Source organism: Tenacibaculum finnmarkense genomovar ulcerans (assembly GCF_900239495.1).
GTDB lineage: Bacteria > Bacteroidota > Bacteroidia > Flavobacteriales > Flavobacteriaceae > Polaribacter > Polaribacter ulcerans.
In genome coordinates this window covers 17,736-34,485 of sequence record NZ_OENE01000010.1, presented here as the reverse complement: position 1 = coordinate 34,485, position 16,750 = coordinate 17,736, and the positions used below count along the sequence as shown (strand labels likewise).

Here is a 16,750-nt window from a genome sequence, read left to right as displayed (position 1 = left end):
TTTTTTATGATAATATCGTCTAATTTATAAAAAACAAAGCTCAGAAATTATCCTGAGCTTTTATTTTTTCAATAAGTAACTTATAAGTATTTTTTACTGATTTTTTTTCAATAATTTCGCTACAGATTCTTTTATTCTACTTCTATCATCAGCCGTTAAATTAGAGCCTGAAGGCAAACATAATCCGTCAGTAAATAATTTTTCAGACACATCAGTTCCATAGTAATCAGTATTTTCAAAAACTGGTTGTAAATGCATCGGCTTCCATAAAGGACGAGATTCTATATTGTCTTCCGATAAACTTAATCGTAAATCTTCTCTAGAAAAACCTGTGATAGTTTGATCAACAACAATAGCACTCAACCAATGATTTGAATAAAAATCTTGCGTTGCTTCTTTAAAAACAGTTATTCCTGCAACATCTTTAAATAACTCTTGATAAAATTCATTGTTAGCTCTTCGATAACCGATGTGTTTATCTAAAACTTCCATCTGTCCTCTACCAATACCCGCTACAACATTACTCATTCTGTAGTTATATCCTACTTCTGAATGTTGATAATGTGGTGCATCATCTCTTGCTTGAGTTGCTAAAAATATGGCTTTTTGTTTATCTTTTTCTGATTTACAAACTAAAGCACCACCTCCTGAAGTGGTAATAATTTTATTTCCGTTAAACGATAATATTCCAAAATCGCCAAAAGTCCCACATTTTTGACCTTTATAAGTAGCTCCTAATGCTTCGGCGGCATCTTCAATTAAAGAGATACCATATTTTTTTGAAATCGCGACAATTTCATCCATTTTTGCAGGCATTCCATATAAATGAACTACAATAATAGCTTTTGGTTTTTTACCTTTTGATATGCCTTTTTCGATAGCTTCTTCTAAGGCTATCGGGCACATATTCCAAGTATCTTTTTCACTATCGATAAAAACAGGATTAGCTCCTTGATATTTAATCGGGTTTGCTGATGCTGAAAATGTCATGCTCTGACAAATAACGTCATCATTTAAGCCAACTTCTGATAATATTAAAGCTAAATGTATTGCTGATGTTCCTGAAACCAAACAAGCAACACTTGAATTTTCACCAATATAATTTTCTAAATCTTTTTCAAATCCGTTTACATTTGGTCCTAGTGGTGCTATCCAATTCGTATCAAATGCTTCTTGCACGTATTTTTGTTCTGAACCTCCCATATGTGGAGAAGAAAGCCAAATTTTATCCATTATTTTTTTTCTTTAAATTTTATAATCCTACCTGGATTTCCTACAACAACTGCATAATCAGGAACGTCTTTAATAATTACAGTTCCTGCGCCAATAGTAGCCCATTTTCCTATTTTAACACCAGGTATTACAATAGCTCCAGCACCAATATGAGTTCCTTCTTTTATTGAAACAGCTCCCGTTATTGTTGCATTTGGTGATACATGAACATAATTTTCAATACTACAATCATGCTCTATAATTGCTCCCGTATTAATAATACAATGTTTTCCGATAGTAACATCAGCATTAATAACAGCACAAGGCATTATAACTGTTCCTGCTGCTATTTTTGCTGATTTTGAAATAATAGCTGTTGTATCAATTAAACTTGAAAACTTAACACTTAATTTATTTGCTATTTTTTTTCTAATTTCATTATTTCCTATTGATATAATAAAATTTTCTGTATTAACAGATGCTATTTCTGCTGATTTTATTACCGAAATATTATGTAATACTTCTAGTTTTGGATTATCATCTACAAAAGTAAAAACCTCAACATTATTATTAACAGCGATGTCTTTAATTACCTTTCCATGACCGCTAGCTCCAAACAAACAAATTCTTTTATCCATTACCTAAAAACTTGGTTGTAGTCACTTCTCCTTCTTTATTAATCCCTTCTGATTTAAATACTTTTAAAAAGGTTTTAAAAAATATTTTCACATCTGAAATAAAAGAGATATGATCAACATATTGAACATCATATTCAAATTTTTTCTGCCAACTAATTGCGTTACGCCCATTAATTTGTGCTAAACCTGTTATTCCTGGTTTCACATCGTGTCTTCTTTGCTGCTCATTACTATACAGTGGTAAATATTCGATTAATAAAGGTCTTGGACCTATTAAACTCATATCGCCTTTTAAAACATTTAATAATTGCGGAATTTCGTCTAATGATGTTTTACGAACAAAGTTACCAAATTTTGTTAATCTTTCTGCATCGGCTAATAAATTTCCATCACTATCTTTTTTATCGTTCATGGTTTTAAACTTGATAACCTTAAAGATTTCTTGGTTTTTACCCGGTCTTTTTTGAAAGAAAAAAGGTTTCCCGTTATTATAAATACTCAATAAAAGTAGCACAATTATAAATATTGGTGATAAACAAATAAGCCCTACAAGTGCGATAATAAAATCGATAATTCTTTTGAAAATATTTTTATACATTATTTAATAGAGAGTTTTATATTCATTTAACAAGGCATCCCAAACAACTTTTTGTTCAAAGCGAGTTGCTATCATTTCTCTTGCTTTTAATTTCATATCTGAATTTAGCATCATTTTTAGCATTGCCTCATATAAAGCATCACTATTTTTAACAGGAACAATAAACCCATTTATATTTTCTTCAATTATTTCATTACAACCATTTATATTGGATACAATACTTGGCAATCCCATAGCTCCTGCCTGCATAACTACATTAGGAAACCCTTCTCGATAACTAGGAAATGTTAAAACATCTGCTATTGAAAAATAAGGACGTACATCATTTTGATAACCAACTGAAATTATTTGTTTATTTGTATTTATTATATTTTTTGTTACCTCCTGTAAAGGATCTAACTCGTCTTCAAATGAACCAACTAATAATAACTTTATTTTATATTTGGTTTTTGATAATTTGTCAAAAGCTTTAATTAATTCATTAATTCCTTTATCTCCAACTATTCTTCCTACAAATATAAATACAAAATCGTCTTCTTTAATTTTTAATGTTGTTTTTAATCGTTGCTGTTTTTCTTTTGAAAACAATTCTGAATTAAAATGTGCCGTATCTATTCCATTAGAACTACCATTTGCAATTACATTTAATTTTTCAGAAGCTATAAATTTATTTTCTAAAATAATATCTTTCAATCCATTTGAATTAGGATATACTCTAGTGGCACATTTATACGTTAATTTTTCAACAAAATTTAAAATAGTTCTTTTAACACCTTTTGCCTCTAACAAAGGTAAACCTGCTACGGTATGTAGCCTGTTTGGCACATTTGCTAAATAAGATGCCAACATACCTATAATACCCGCTTTTGGTGTATGTGTATGTACTATAAAAGGACGTTCTTTTTTTAACAGTCTATACAATTCCCACAGTGATTTTAAATCTTTTAATGGGGTAATTTTACGAGTCATTTCAATAACCTTAACGCGTATCCCTTCATCATCAGCTACATCTTGTAAATATTTTCCTTCGGATGAAACACCAACAACTTCAAACCCATTTTGTGACATAAATTTGTGCTGTCCTTTTAAAAGGGTTTTTAAGGATTGCGGTACAGTGGTTATTCGAACTATTTTTTTATTTTTCATTTTAAGCCTTTTCTAGAAATTTGATAAACTGATTTTTAAAATTTGAAATATCAAACATTTTAGAATTTTTGCAATACGCTTTCATTGACTGGATATCTATTTCTTTTGTTAAAATTTCTTTGAAAGAAATCACCAAATTATCTAAAGATGAATTATCTAATAGAAAACCTGTTTTTCCCTGCTCATAAAAATTAACAATACTACCTGCCGAATTGGTTAAAACAGGAGTTCCGCAAGAAATTGCTTCAACATATTTTGTAGGAAACCCTGCGCTTGTTGTTAAATTTTCATCCCTAACAAAAACCTGATAATCTGATGCTTTTACTTGACTAAGAACTTCTAAATGAGTCAACCTTCCTTTAAAATTAACAAAACTATCTATAGCTGTAAAACAATCGTCTTTAATGTTAAAATTAGCTTTATACTGCTCTTTGGTTATACCTATAACAGTAAAAATTATTTTTAAATTTGTATCTTTTAAAATCCTTTGTAAGGCTTCAATAATTAAATCTAGCCTATCTTTTTGTCCTGCTCCTGGAGAACCAGCATAAATCAAATTTATAGCATTCTCTTTATTAGCTACAACTTCAATATCCCATTTTTTCATTGATAAATCAACTAGTGGTGGAACATTAATAATATTATCAACTTTATCTTTATAAAAATCAAATAAAAAGTCACTAATTACCATCAAACCATCTAGCTTAGGTTGTACGGTATTCATTCTTAAAGAAACATCTATTTTTTTAATGATTCTTCGAATTGGACTACCTGTAGCTTCATACCATTCTGTACAATCTGAAAGTAATTTAACTCCTTTTTTCTTACAAATATTATGTAGTCGATAAAGTGCAAATCCAGGGTAATTGTACGCAATAACATGTGTTATTGCGTGTTTATCAATTAATTTAATTATATATTCAATTGTTGTAATATAGTGTAACCACGCTTTATATCCTTTTGGATACTTCACGTTATAGTACAAAATACCGTCAAAAGATTGTGGCTCACTCAAAAACTCAACTTGCCCCTGATCTTTACCAACTCCTGCCAAAACAACTTCTTCACATATTTCATGAAGAATTTTAGCATTCGCAATTACTCGCTGTGCCGCTGCGTTTTTATCGGGTAATTCAAACCCTCCTATATATAGAACTTTCTTATTCACTCCAAACGACTCTTTTAATATAATCGGTATAACTTAAAATAATTCGAACCATTTTAGCAGAAACATTCGGCATAGAGTAATCTGCAACAGGACGGTAGTTTCTTGTAGCCCCTATTTCTTGTTGTAAAACTTGTGCTAAACCTTGCATAATACGTTCTGGCGATAACCCAACCATCATTACAGATGCTTCTTCCATCGCCTCTGGACGTTCATGTGCCTGACGGATGTTCAATGCTCTAAAGTTTAAAATAGAAGACTCTTCTGAAATTGTTCCCGAATCTGATAAAACAGCATACGAACGCATTTGTAAAGCATTATAATCGTGAAATCCTAGTGGCTTTAAAAGCTGAATTTCTGGACGCATTTTAATCTTCTTTTTCTCAATCATATTTCTTGTACGAGGATGTGTAGAAACAATAATTGGATATTTATATTTAGTTGCAATTTCGTTTAACGATTGCATTAAATCTTCAAAATTCTTTTCTGAACCAATATTTTCAGCTCTATGTGCTGAAACTACAAAAAACTTTCCTTCCTCTAGGTTCAACGTATCTAAAACTGACGATGATTTAATTTGAGGTAAATAATGGTTTAATACCTCAAACATTGGCGAACCTGTTTTGATAATTCTATCGGCAGGAAGCCCTTCTCTTAACAAATATTCTCTTGCTATATCTGAATATGTTAAATTAACATCGGCTGTATGGTCTACAATTTTTCTATTGGTTTCCTCAGGAACACGTTGATCAAAACAACGATTTCCTGCTTCCATATGGAAAATAGGAATTTGACGTTTTTTTGCAGGAATCGCACACAGACATGAATTTGTATCTCCTAAAACTAAAAATGCTTCTGGATTTAATTCTTCTAAAAGTGGATCAATTTTAATAAGGATATTCCCAATTGTTTCCGTTGCAGTTTTTCCTGCTGCCTCTAAAAAATAATCAGGTTTTCTTAAGCCTAAATCTTCAAAGAAAATTTGGTTTAATTCATAATCATAATTTTGCCCTGTATGAATAATCGTATGTTCTATTGCATCAGAAGCATCTAAGGCAACTAAAACTCTTGATAATCTAATAATTTCTGGACGGGTTCCTACAACCGTTACTACTTTTAGTTTTTTCATTATATTTTTTTAATTATACCTCTACAAAATAAGTATCAGCATCTTCTGGATTATAAGGCTCGTTTATCCAAAAAATTGTTAATAATTCTTCATCGCCTATATTTTTAATATTATGCGTGTACCAAATTGGCATATCAACATAAGCAGGTTCGTTTCCATCTAAATAAAAATCTAAAACCTCATCTGAATCAATTTTTCTTAGTTGAATTAGGGCTTTTCCTTTAACAACTGAAAAACGTTCTACTTTTCGAGTATGAAAGTGATTTCCTCTTGTAATTCCTGGAACTGTTGTTGAAAATGAACACTGTCCTCCAATTCCTAAACGAATTACCTCAACAAAAGCACCTCTTGGATCAGTATGTTCTGTGAATTTTATTGGAAAATGTGTTTTATAATCAATAAATGAACGATATGTATTAAATAAATTTAAATCGAATTGCGATTTCAGTTCCGGAATTTCTCCTTTTTCGAAATACAAATTTTTAAAATTTTCTAATTTTGATAGCACTTCAGAAACCTTATGTGTAGATGTAAAGGGAATCACATAATTTTCATTGGTTTTTCCTAATTCAATTTGATTGATTATTTGCGCTACTAATTCGGTAACATAAATCAAATTTACTTCTCCATCAACATTAATTTCAGGCATTTCATTAGTTACCAACTTATGACAAAAAGTAGCAATAAATGAATTATAATTTGGTTTACCAAAAGCACCAAATACATTTGGAATTATCATTCCAGTAAATTTTCCGCCTGCTTTTTCTGCCCATTTACACAATAACTCTCTACCTTCTTTTTTTGATTTCCCGTAAAGATTATCTTTTTCTTCTTGTGAAGAGGATGAAAATAAAACGTGTGCTTTTGAATTGGTTCTTTCTAACGAATCAACCAATAACTGTGCTAATTCAATATTTTTATTATAAATAACCTCAGGGTCTGGGTGACGGTTCATCGCCGCTAAATGTACGATAACATCACATTTTTTTACGAATTCATCTAATTGTTGAACATCGGTAAAAAAATCTTTGCTAAATACGACTCTTTCGTATTTTTCTGGTGATAATCCTAAGGTATTATATAGGTGAGAACCCACAAAACCTCCTTGACCTGTAATTCCTATTTTTTTCATTTTCTTGAATTAAAATAATCTAATGGATAACGTACCACATCATCAACTTCACCTAACTTATAGTCAGACATTGATACTAATTTTGCGTCGTTACTTAATGTTTGTATTGCAGTAACATAGCCCGCCGGAATATGTAAAACATCCAAAGATTCACTTGATAATATAAATTCTTCGATTGGTAAATCTTTATTTGGTTCTTCAGATGAATCTAACTCAATACATTGAACCTTAATGCTTCCTTGCAAGCACGAAAACCAACGCTGTTCAATAGTATGCCCTTGCCAACCTCTTACAAAGTCGGTTGTTGTATTTTGTAAGGTATATATGCGTTTAACCGCAGACATATCAAAATCGTTATTAAATGTTAACGTTCCTCTTTGGTCAGAAAAATTTCCTCCTGATAAAATTTTCGTTTTTTCCATTTTTAACCTGGATATTGCATTACGTCCTCTCCTAAAACTTCTTTACGGATAAGAGGTAATTTTAGTAATAATTCTTTCATTCCTTCAACACCTAACTGTTCTGTATTGTGCGAATGATAATCTTCTATTTTTGAAACATCTTCAGCTCCTTCTGAAAAATATTGAGCATAATTTAAGTCGCGATTATCTGCAGGAACTCTATAAAAATTACCCATATCTTGGGCTTTCATCATTTCTTCTCTTGTACATAAAGTTTCGTACAATTTCTCTCCATGACGAGTTCCTATAACTTTTATAGGAGTATCTGCTTTAAATAGTTCTTTCAAGGCTACTGCTAAATCTTCAATAGTTCCTGCGGGTGCTTTATTTACAAATAAATCTCCTGAATTTCCATTTTCAAAAGCAAATAAAACTAAATCAACAGCTTCATCTAAAGACATTAAAAAACGGGTCATTTTTGGGTCTGTAATTGTTAATGCTTCTCCATTTTTAATTTGATTAACAAATAATGGTATTACAGAACCTCTTGATGCCATTACATTTCCATATCGTGTTAAACACACTGTTGTATCTTGAAGGTTTCTTGCTGCCGCTACGGCTACTTTTTCCATCATTGCTTTAGAAATACCCATTGCATTGATTGGATAAGCTGCTTTATCTGTACTTAAACAAATTACTTTTTTAACTTTATTTATCCCTGCTGCATCAATTACATTTTGCGTACCAATTACATTTGTTTTTACTGCTTGCATTGGAAAAAATTCACAAGAAGGAACTTGTTTTAATGCCGCTGCGTGAAAAATATAATCTACACCTCTTGCTGCAAGCTCAACACTATTAAAATCTCTAACATCTCCAATATAAAATTTCAGTTTATCATTATTAAACTGTATTCTCATATCTTCCTGTTTTTTTTCATCTCTTGAAAAAATTCGAATTTCTTTAAAGTGGTCTGTATTTATAAATCTTCTTAATACCGCTGTTCCAAAAGAACCTGTACCTCCTGTGATTAATAATACTTTATTTTTTATTTTCATAATTAATGATCTCTAAAATTATTTTCTTAAGTTAATTTATTCTTCAATTTATCTAGAAGAAATATAGCATCTTTTTGTTTAACTACAAATAACATTATTACATATAATACTATTGATGGAAAAAAAACAACAAGTAATAAAATATACTTATTTGTTATATTTATATAGTTATATATACCAAATTGCATTAAAACAAATACCATTATTGGAAGTATTAATTTTAAAACAAATTCCCCTAGTACACTTAATTTAATCTGTATAAAATCTTTTTGTATTAGAAACAAAATTAACACAATAATACTGACAATAGTAGCTAGTAAATTTGCTAATGATAATCCCTGAACCCCTAAAAAACGAACAAAGACAAAACTTAAAACAACATTCAGTATTATTGACACCCCGCTAGAAATTAAAGGCTGCTTTGTATTGTTATAAACATAGAAAATGCGAAGTAAAAATTCTCTTACCGATAAAATTAATACATTTATAGCGTAAAAGAAAAAAACACTAGAAGTTAAATTTACCGCAGCATCGTCAAAACTACCTCTATTAAAAATTACGCGTATAACCAATTTACTATTTATAGCAAAAAAAATAGCTACCGGTAACATTATTAAGATAATCGCTCTTATACTTTTATTTATTAAAATAATTATTTTTTTAGTATCGTTTTTAGCAACTAATTCTGACATTATAGGATAAACTACAGTAATAATTGCCGTAGAAATAGTACCTATTAATGTAAACTGTAAACGCTGTGCATAGCTCAACGCTGATAAATTACCTTCGGGAAGCCCTGAACAAATAATACTATTTACTAATAAGTTAATTTGATCAATAGAATACCCTAATAAAATAGGCAATGCCAATATTGTCATTTTTTTGATATGCTTATCAAAAAATGCAGTCTTAACCTTATAGTGAAAATGTTTTTTTGAAATAATTATTTGAATTATTAACTGAAATATAAAAGCCACAACCCCTACGGTAGCAAGTGTATAAATACCATAAGTAGGTGCAAAAAAATACAGCCCTATAATTAAAAACAACGAAGAAAATATAGGAATAATTTGTGTCGCATAATATTTTTTATTTGCATTCGATATATTTGCCAATATAGTAGTAACACTTGAAAAAGGAAAAGATAATACTAAAATTTTACCTAAATTTAACGCTAATTCATGTGTTTTATCATCAAATCCTGGGGCTACTAATTTTATCAAATACTCCATACTAAAAAAACCAATTGCAGATAGTAATATGGAAGCTAAAAGTATAAAGTTGATTAGTCCTGATCCAAATTTATTTGCCGCTTCAACGCCAGATTTTACTTGAATATTTTTATAGGTTGGTATTAATAAAACTAGGTAACTAGATATTAAAGCCGTAAACAATAGGCTTGGCACACTGTTTGCTGCAAAATAAGCATCTGTATTTCCCGTTGCTCCAAAATAATAAGAGACAATAATATCTCTAAAAAAAGAAAGTCCTTTACCTAAAGCAATTAGTACTAAAACTATAATCGAATTTTTTATTATTTTTTCAGACATTACTTTCTTTTATTTCTTGTATGTTAGGTGATAAAACCGAAGAAACCCTCTCTTCTAATTTAAATATTAAGCTTGCTTCTTTTTTATCTTTTAAAATTGCAATTTCAATTAGTACAATAAAATAAAAGAAATAATAATTCACCACCATAAAAACAGACGCGTTCGTTGCTAAACTTAAAAACACCGTTAATTGCATTGCTATTATTGAACGGTATTTTACACTTTTAACACTTCTTATTCTATTAGTTAAAAACAACAAGTAAAAAGCAGAAAAGGCTACCCCTATATATCCTAATTTAAGTAATGTTTCAAGATATGAATTATGAGTACCTGCATGTGCAGCTATTCCGTCGCCTATATCGAATTTAGCCTTATCAAACCCTAAACCAAACAATTCTGTTCCACTAGAAAAGAATCGATCATACGCTCTTTCAGTAATTATATCTCTACCATTTGCATCTAATCTTAAAAGTCTTGTACCTGATTTTACCTCTTCTGATTCTACTACTATCTCTACAATAAATGCGGCAATATCTAAAGCATAAACAGAGACAAACAAGCAACTCAATGCTACCCCCCAAATACCGAGAAAACCAAACTTAAACCTCTTAACTGTTAAGTATGCTATATAGCCTAATAACAAAGCCATTAATGCTCCTCTAGATGCTGTATATATGATTAAACAGAGAACATTTATTACCGCAATCGTTTTTATTTTTTTAGATGAAGAAAACATTAATATTAATGATAGTAATGTCAACGCCATATATGCTGTTGCATTGGGGTTTCCAAACAAACCTGCTGATCTTCCATTCCACCCAACTGCATTGTAGTAAAAAGCAAACATTCCAAAAGTTATGTATTTTGCAATGGTTTCTAAATCGTTTTTATCAATTTTTTGGCGCATTACAAAATTACCCACAAGAAGCATTGCCACAACCATAATAGTTGCCTGTATTGTTGCTAAAAGTTTCCCTTGCAATACTAAAAATTGTACTAACGGATAAACAGCAAATATTAAAAGTACTAAATTTGCTACTGTTTTCTTTACCTTAACAACCGAATTTAATCCTACTATTAAAATAAATAGTAGGAAAAGAGGTAGCCTAAATATTTCTAAACCAGGAACCCCTATTATTGCCGAACTAATAATAGTAAACCACAAAAAAAGACTTAATGGCGAAAACATAATTTAACTTTTACTTGTTATTTTTTTTTAAAAAAATTAACAAAAAGTTTATATTTCACTTTTTATTAAAATATTCAAAAAAAACACTCTACAACTTACTATCACTACTTTCTAAAATCCCTTTCACATCATAAACAATAGAATTTTCTTTTCTTATAGCTTCTAAATCTAAGGTTTTAAACTCATTATGAGCAACTCCTAAAACAATAGCGCTAAACTGTTTTTTAGGTAATTCTTGAACACTTTCTATTCCATATTCATGCTTTACTTCTGCAGGATTCGCCCAAGGATCATACGTTGTTACTTTCATTCCATAATCTTCTAAGGCTAAAATCACATCAATAATTTTAGTATTACGAACATCAGGACAGTTTTCTTTAAATGTAACTCCTAGCATTAATACTGCTGCTTTATTTACAGGAATATCTTTCTTAATCATGGTTTTAACAACCTGCTCTGCAACATATTTCCCCATAGAATCATTTAACCTTCTTCCTGCTAAAATAATTTCTGGATGATAACCAAATTCTTGTGCTTTTTGTGCCAAATAATAAGGATCAACACCAATACAATGCCCCCCAACTAAACCTGGTTTAAACGGTAAGAAATTCCATTTTGTACCCGCTGCTTCTAAAACTGCGTGTGTATCAATATCCATTAAATTGAATATCTTTGCCAATTCATTTACAAAAGCGATATTAATATCTCTTTGTGAGTTTTCAATTACTTTCGCCGCTTCGGCAACTTTAATGGTTGGCGCTAAATGTGTTCCTGCGGTAATTACCGATTTATAAATTCCATCAACTACTTTTCCAATTTCTGGAGTAGAACCTGAGGTAACTTTTAATATTTTTTCAACAGTATGCTCTTTATCACCTGGATTAATTCTTTCTGGAGAATATCCAGCATAAAAATCTACATTAAATTTCATCCCCGAAATTCTTTCTAACACAGGAATACACTCCTCTTCAGTAGCTCCTGGGTAAACGGTAGATTCATAAATAACAATATCTCCTTTTTTCAAAACCTTAGCTATTGTTTCACTCGCTTTCACTAAAGGAGTTAAAATAGGACGGTTATTTTTATCCACAGGCGTTGGAACTGTTACTACAAATACATTTGCCTCTTTAATATCATCTATATTTGCAGAACATAATAATCCGTTCTTTTCGGCATTAAAAGGGTTTTCATTTATCAATGCAGATTTCAATAATTCGTCAGACACCTCTAAAGTATCATCATGTCCTTTATTTAAATCTGAAACTCTTGCTTGGTTTATATCAAAACCAACTACAGGATATTTTGTAGCAAATAATCTTGCTAACGGCAATCCTACATAACCTAAACCTATAACTGCTATTTTTTTACTCATCTTTTATCTTTCTAAATTTTCCCAATACCAAGAAACAGCTTCCTTTAATCCTTTTGCAAACTCATGTGTTGGCTCGTATCCTAAATTTTTCTTTGCTTTTTCAATAGATGCTAATGAATGAGGAATATCTCCTAATCTGTTAGGACCGTGTGTAATTTCAACATCGCCTATTTTAGCATCAAATTCAGATAGATATTCTTTTAATAAACCTGCCATTTCTTTGATAGTTGTTCTATCTCCAACAGCCGTATTATAAACGGTATTTATCGCAGTTTTAGAATCGGCAAGCATTGCTCTTTCATTCATTTGAATTACATTATCAATGTATGTAAAATCTCTAGAGTAGGTTCCATCTCCATTAATAAGCGGACTTTGATAATTCATTAATTGAGTTACAAACTTCGGAATTACCGCAGCATATGCGCCATTAGGATTTTGTCTTCTTCCAAAAACATTAAAATAACGTAAACCAATACATTCTAAACCATACATTTTACCAAAAACATCGGCATATAATTCGTTTACATATTTGGTAATAGCATAGGGTGATAAAGGTTTCCCTATTACATCTTCTACTTTTGGTAACGATTCTGAATCACCATAAGTTGATGAACTTGCTGCGTAAACGAAACGTTTTACACCTGTATCTCTTGCGGAAACTAACATATTTAAGAACCCTGAACTATTAACATCGTTACTTGTAATAGGATCTTCAATAGAACGAGGAACCGAACCTAAAGCTGCTTGATGCAAAACAAAATCTTTATTTTCACAAGCTTTTTTACAGGTTTCTAAATCTCTAATATCCCCCTCGATTAAGTTAAAATCTGGGTTTTTTAAAAAAGGTTCAATATTGTGATGATATCCTGTTGAAAAATTATCCAATACAGTTACTTTATATTTTTTTTCTAAAAAATGAGATACTAAATTAGAACCGATAAAACCTGCTCCACCTGTTATTAATACCATCTTAGCTTTTTTTTCTTTTTCCATCTTATTATATATAACTCTACCCTGTATGGTAAATAAATTTTTATAGTGTTTAATTTAATTCTTAAATGGCTAATTTAAAATACTTTTAAGTTTTATAATTATAAAACTTAAAAGTATTTTGTAGTTTTTTAATGATACGTACTATTTATCTTTTAACTTTTTCAGCCAATCTTTTCCAAAAACAAACCCCATTCCCGCTATAATCCCTAAAAACAACCAAATTATGAAAATCATACCTCTTCGAGGTTTTGATTTTATAACAGGTACGCTCACAGGCTCTAAAACTGTAAACACAGGGGTGTTTTCTTTTAATTTGATTTTTTGAGTTTCTAATTGCTTTGCTAATTCGTAGTAAATAGTAGCAGCTAAATTATATTCTGACTGTAAACTTTCTATGCGAGATTTTGAACGAGAAGTAATTAAACCTTGATTTCTATCCCTGAAACTAGCTAAAGTTGCCTGTTTATTTTCAAAGTCTTTTTTTAATTCTTTATAGCGTTCTTCTATAAAAATATACTCTTCTTTTGTTTTTTGCACTTTAAAATCAGTGATTGATTTTTGTAACAACTCCTTCACTTTTTTAGTCATTTGAGCTGCTGGCAAAGCCTCTGGCATCGAAAATGCTATTTTTACATATCCTTCTTTAGGATTAATATCTAAAGATAATTGATTTCCTAAGCTCTTAAAAAGAGCTATTTCTTGTAAGGATACTCTATAAATAGCATCTTTCATAACCTCATCTTTAACAATTACCTCTTTTTTACTTTTAAACAAGCCTATAAACTTAGCAGGAAGCCCTATAGTATATTGTTTGATAAAAGAAAGTACATTTGTTTTTTGATATTTTAAATAATATTCTTGATAAGTAACTTCTTTTTCAAGGTAAGAAAATTTTAAAGGAACGTTTAATAATTCTTTTTTAAAAAGAATGCTTTGCGTGATTTTAGGATATAAATGTGGGCTAATACTTTCGGTACTTCCTCCTGACCCTAAGTTAATCCCAGCCATAGCAGCTAAGCCTCCTAAAGCACCACCAGGTTTACTACTTGAGGTTTGAGGCACTAAAGTTGTTGACGCGGTATATTCTTTGGCTGTAAAAACGGCAATAAATAAGCCTATTAATGCAAAAACAACTGTAAAACGAATGATTGTTTTTTTACCTTTTTTAAGTGTTCTAAATAATGCTACTAAATCAATTTCATCTTCAGTGTTATTGTACCTGTTATTATTTTCCATTATTTTTTTACTGCAAAAAGGTGTTAATATATTTTAAATTTTCTCTTCATTGACAAACGAATTTATATTCTTTTTAATACTAAAAAAACATATAAACACCGTCAGTAATTCATACAAATATAAATAATAATTCATGAAAAATACAAGAAAAATAATTTATAAAAATAGTAAAATAAAATGTAATAATCAACTGATAAAAGCAGGTGAATTATTGCCGAACTACTTGATTATTTACAATACGATATACACTATTGTCATATAAATCAACAGCGTTACCACTTTCATTAAATTTTAAGGTGTTTCCAGCCTTACTTACCCAGCCTATTTGTTTCCCCGGTACGCCAACTATTAACGCATACGGTTTAACATCTTTATTTACAACAGCACCAGCGCCAATTAAGGCGTATTCACCTATAGTAACACCGCAAATAACGGTTGCATTTGCCCCTACCGAACAGCCTTTTTTAAGTAGCGTTTTTTTAAACTCTTGCTTTCTGATGATAAAACTTCTTGGATTTATTACATTGGTAAAAACCATCGACGGACCTAAAAACACCTCGTCTTCTACCTCAACACCCTGATAAATAGAAATATTATTCTGTACTTTTACACCGTTTCCTATTTTCACATTAGGACCAACAACACAATTTTGTCCAAAAGAACAATTTGAACCAATTTTTGTATTCGATAAAATATGACTGAAATGCCATATTTTAGTATGTGCACCAATTTGCACATCCTGGTCTATAAATGAAGAGCTGTGCACAAAAAAATTATCCATTAATAACGTTTTTACAAAATGGGTGATACGCTCCTTTTAAGCCAATAGCTTGCGAATTTATAATAGTCGTAACAGTTCTTATAGAAGCATAAGCCTGATCTAAACCAAAGCCATTTCCTTTTAAAATCTCTTCATAGCTACGGGTGTGTAAATCTGTAAAACCATTACTAAATTCTATTTCTTGTCCATCAACAATTATAGACCTAAAAGTTGTTAAACCACTCGCCTTAATATCTTTTGGAATATAATCATAATTAACAGACAAAAACCAGCGTACATTTGCATTTTTTAATTTAAAACTTCCCGCATTAGCATCGGCTTGTTTTAAATGTACAATAGTCTCTTGAACATCGCCAAAAATCCAACACAACATATCGTAAAAATGAACCCCAATATTAAAGGTAATACCACCTGATTTCTCTTGATTTCCTTTCCAAGAAGCAAAATACCATTTCCCTCTAGAGGTTAAATAAGTTAAATCAATATCATATACTTTCGATGGGTTTACTCTTAACTCTTTAGTAACTTTTTCTTTTAAAGCTATGATTGAAGGATGCAATCTTAACTGCAATATATTATATACCTTTTGCCCTGTTTCTTGTTCAATAACTTTTAATTGATCAATATTTTCAGTATTTAAAACTAACGGTTTTTCTGAAATTGCATCAGCACCATTTTTTAAGGCAAATCGAATATGAGCATCATGTAAATAATTAGGCGAACAAATAGACATATAATCAATTCGTTTGCTTTGATTATTTCTATGCCAGGTATCTATAAAACTATCAAATTTTTCAAATTCTGTAAAAAAATCTGCTTGCGGAAAATTACGATCCATAATTCCGATGCCATCATAAGGGTCTAAGGCTACGATTAGGTTATTTCCTGTTTCCTTTATCGCCTTCATGTGTCTTGGAGCAATATACCCTGAAGCTCCTATTAGTGCAAAATTTTTCATTTTATGATTGCCAACTTAGATTTTTTACAATTCCTTTTATCCATTATTACAGGAATTTCTTTTGATATTATTTAGTAATCAGCTCTTTTTATTAAAAAGCAAAAAGAGTTGTATAAAAATAAGGATGTTTTTCTTTAGTTAAATTTGATCAAAACATTTATAAACACAAACTTTAAACACCTCTTAGTTATT

General features: G+C 30.3%; 16 protein-coding genes. All 16 read right to left on the bottom strand.

Features of this window, described 5'->3' with window-relative positions; translation table 11 throughout:
* Window positions 1-93 precede the first annotated feature (93 nt).
* The 16 genes from DPIF8902391_RS03870 to DPIF8902391_RS03795 all read right to left on the bottom strand — a co-directional run bounded on the left by DPIF8902391_RS03870 (window position 94) and on the right by DPIF8902391_RS03795 (window position 16,558).
* The gene (locus DPIF8902391_RS03870; RefSeq protein ID WP_144430012.1) at window positions 94-1,236 is read right to left on the bottom strand and encodes a DegT/DnrJ/EryC1/StrS family aminotransferase; all 1,143 of its coding nucleotides are present in this window, start codon (window positions 1,234-1,236) and stop codon (window positions 94-96) included.
* Entirely contained in the window at window positions 1,233-1,850 is a 618-nt protein-coding gene (locus DPIF8902391_RS03865; RefSeq protein ID WP_172505087.1) for an acetyltransferase, read from the bottom strand. The genes DPIF8902391_RS03870 and DPIF8902391_RS03865 overlap by 4 nt, the downstream gene beginning before the upstream one ends.
* Window positions 1,843-2,448 (bottom strand): sugar transferase, encoded by a 606-nt coding sequence (locus DPIF8902391_RS03860; protein ID WP_058884368.1) that lies wholly within the window; start codon window positions 2,446-2,448, stop codon window positions 1,843-1,845. The genes DPIF8902391_RS03865 and DPIF8902391_RS03860 overlap by 8 nt, the downstream gene beginning before the upstream one ends.
* A gap of 3 nt (window positions 2,449-2,451) precedes the next feature.
* Window positions 2,452-3,594, bottom strand: a complete 1,143-nt coding sequence (locus tag DPIF8902391_RS03855) for a glycosyltransferase family 4 protein (protein ID WP_232112800.1) — start codon at window positions 3,592-3,594, stop codon at window positions 2,452-2,454.
* 1 nt (window position 3,595) lies between these two features.
* A complete protein-coding gene (locus tag DPIF8902391_RS03850) occupies window positions 3,596-4,762 on the bottom strand; it encodes a glycosyltransferase (RefSeq protein ID WP_058884367.1) in 1,167 nt (388 codons plus the stop codon).
* Window positions 4,755-5,888: a non-hydrolyzing UDP-N-acetylglucosamine 2-epimerase gene (gene wecB, locus DPIF8902391_RS03845; protein ID WP_058884366.1), complete on the bottom strand. Its 1,134-nt coding sequence runs from the start codon at window positions 5,886-5,888 to the stop codon at window positions 4,755-4,757. Before wecB ends, DPIF8902391_RS03850 begins: the two co-directional genes overlap by 8 nt.
* Before the next feature lie 13 nt (window positions 5,889-5,901).
* Window positions 5,902-7,020, bottom strand: coding sequence for a polysaccharide biosynthesis C-terminal domain-containing protein (locus DPIF8902391_RS03840; protein ID WP_172505086.1), 1,119 nt, complete (start codon window positions 7,018-7,020; stop codon window positions 5,902-5,904).
* Window positions 7,017-7,442 (bottom strand): WxcM-like domain-containing protein, encoded by a 426-nt coding sequence (locus tag DPIF8902391_RS03835; RefSeq protein WP_058884364.1) that lies wholly within the window; start codon window positions 7,440-7,442, stop codon window positions 7,017-7,019. The genes DPIF8902391_RS03840 and DPIF8902391_RS03835 overlap by 4 nt, the downstream gene beginning before the upstream one ends.
* 2 nt (window positions 7,443-7,444) lie before the next feature.
* Entirely contained in the window at window positions 7,445-8,479 is a 1,035-nt protein-coding gene (locus DPIF8902391_RS03830; protein ID WP_058884363.1) for a polysaccharide biosynthesis protein, read from the bottom strand.
* A gap of 26 nt (window positions 8,480-8,505) precedes the next feature.
* A complete protein-coding gene (murJ, locus tag DPIF8902391_RS03825; RefSeq protein ID WP_058884362.1) occupies window positions 8,506-10,029 on the bottom strand; it encodes a murein biosynthesis integral membrane protein MurJ in 1,524 nt (507 codons plus the stop codon).
* Window positions 10,022-11,218, bottom strand: a complete 1,197-nt coding sequence (locus DPIF8902391_RS03820; protein WP_058884361.1) for an O-antigen ligase family protein — start codon at window positions 11,216-11,218, stop codon at window positions 10,022-10,024. The genes murJ and DPIF8902391_RS03820 overlap by 8 nt, the downstream gene beginning before the upstream one ends.
* Before the next feature lie 88 nt (window positions 11,219-11,306).
* On the bottom strand, window positions 11,307-12,590 hold the full coding sequence (locus tag DPIF8902391_RS03815) for a nucleotide sugar dehydrogenase (protein ID WP_172505085.1): 1,284 nt from the start codon (window positions 12,588-12,590) through the stop codon (window positions 11,307-11,309).
* A gap of 3 nt (window positions 12,591-12,593) precedes the next feature.
* Window positions 12,594-13,583: an SDR family oxidoreductase gene (locus DPIF8902391_RS03810; protein WP_172505084.1), complete on the bottom strand. Its 990-nt coding sequence runs from the start codon at window positions 13,581-13,583 to the stop codon at window positions 12,594-12,596.
* Window positions 13,584-13,724: 141 nt separating this feature from the next.
* Entirely contained in the window at window positions 13,725-14,819 is a 1,095-nt protein-coding gene (locus DPIF8902391_RS03805) for a Wzz/FepE/Etk N-terminal domain-containing protein (RefSeq protein WP_058884358.1), read from the bottom strand.
* A gap of 208 nt (window positions 14,820-15,027) precedes the next feature.
* Window positions 15,028-15,600 carry an acyltransferase gene (locus tag DPIF8902391_RS03800; protein WP_058884357.1) on the bottom strand — a complete coding sequence of 191 codons (573 nt, stop codon included), beginning with the start codon at window positions 15,598-15,600 and terminating at the stop codon, window positions 15,028-15,030.
* Complete coding sequence (locus tag DPIF8902391_RS03795) at window positions 15,593-16,558, bottom strand: Gfo/Idh/MocA family protein (protein WP_058884356.1); 966 nt, start codon at window positions 16,556-16,558, stop codon at window positions 15,593-15,595. Before DPIF8902391_RS03795 ends, DPIF8902391_RS03800 begins: the two co-directional genes overlap by 8 nt.
* Window positions 16,559-16,750: the final 192 nt, after the last annotated feature.